The organism is Bradyrhizobium sp. 132 (assembly GCF_023074185.1).
Lineage (GTDB): Bacteria > Pseudomonadota > Alphaproteobacteria > Rhizobiales > Xanthobacteraceae > Bradyrhizobium.
Window position 1 is genome coordinate 1 of record NZ_JADPKY010000181.1, and the last position, 751, is coordinate 751.

1 pseudogene is annotated in these 751 nt (G+C 57.8%); it reads right to left on the minus strand.

The features are described from left to right. Positions 1-215 (minus strand): annotated as a pseudogene (locus IVA74_RS39785) (IS5/IS1182 family transposase); the annotation flags it as partial. Positions 216-751: the final 536 nt, after the last annotated feature.

The following is a 751-nucleotide window of genomic DNA, read 5'->3' on the forward strand; positions in this document are numbered from 1 at the left end:
TAGAACACCTGCAGCAGCAAGGCGCTCAGCAATTGCTCCGGAGGGATCGAAGGACGTCCCTCGCTGGCGTATAGCTTTCCAAGGCTGCGGTTCAAATCATTCAAAACATCCCGGACAAGTTCCCGGACCTTCCGCAGCGGATGGTTCGCTGGCACACGTTTATCCGGCGCGATGTACGAAAACAGGCCGCCCTGATCCGTAAACCTGCCGCGCATGATCGTCTCCGCCGATTCGAGATGATAAAGTGAATCATCAAGTCCCCTTCCTGGCGAGGGGTTTTTCAGCAGACTGCTAGTCCGCATAAGCCGTCAAGGATTACGGCGACAGTGCTGGACTGCCCCCTGGATTGGGACACGACAATTGCAGTGACAGGCTCATTTCGAGCATGACCTGTGGCAGCAAGGGCAAAGAACCGTCGCTTTCCGGCGGCGTACAAATTGAAGGCATGACTGGATCAAGGCGTGGAAGGCCCGCGGGCCGCCGACCGTAGCGATCGACGACTATGTCGAGCAGATCACCGGTGACCGGACAAAGCTGCACACCCGAACCACCACTGCAGATGGAGTCGCTGGCGAGCTCGCGAATGAAAGTCAGGAGACCGGCGACGACGGACTAGGGTCTGTTGGGATTCAGGATTCTCATCGGGGCTTGGTGTGATTCAAGCTTGGGATGGACCGATTCGTTTTGACTGACGCCCAATGGGCGAAGATGGAGCCGCATTGTCTTGGCAAGCCGGGAGATCCGGGCCGCA